The organism is Bradyrhizobium sp. 18BD (assembly GCF_054185225.1).
In genome coordinates, this window is sequence record NZ_JAVAYL010000275.1 from 1 (window position 1) to 434 (window position 434).

The 434-nt window shown below is 65.9% G+C and carries 1 protein-coding gene; it reads right to left on the reverse strand.

The genetic code is table 11. The features are described 5' to 3' along the window. On the reverse strand, positions 1-413 hold a 413-nt coding region (locus RAD16_RS41445), incomplete at its 3' end, for a MarR family winged helix-turn-helix transcriptional regulator (RefSeq protein ID WP_458163741.1). Positions 414-434: the final 21 nt, after the last annotated feature.

Here is a 434-nt window from a genome sequence, read left to right on the forward strand (position 1 = left end):
AGCGCCTTGCGGTCTGTGGGTTTCAGCGGTTCCAGCATGCGCGCCTGGGCACGCTCGACGGCGGGAATGATCTCGCGCAGGATCGCGGCGCCCGACTTGGTGAGGTGGAGCAGCTTGATCCGCTTGTCCTCAGGCGCCGGCTTGCGCTCGATATAGTCCTTGGCCTGGAGCCGCTCGATCACGCTGCCGAGCGTGGAACGGTCGAAGGCGATCACGGCCGAGAGCCGCGTCGCGTCGATGCCGGGATGGGTGTGGATCGCGATCAGCGCCGCATATTGCACCGGGGTGAGATCGAACGCCTTGCACTCCTCCATGAAGATCGAGACCGCGATCTGCTGCATGCGCCGGAACAGATAGCCCGGCGCGGCATAGACCGCGTCGATCGTGATCGGAGTGGCGGGCTTACTCGGCATCGGGCTGTTTCTCCGGCGCGG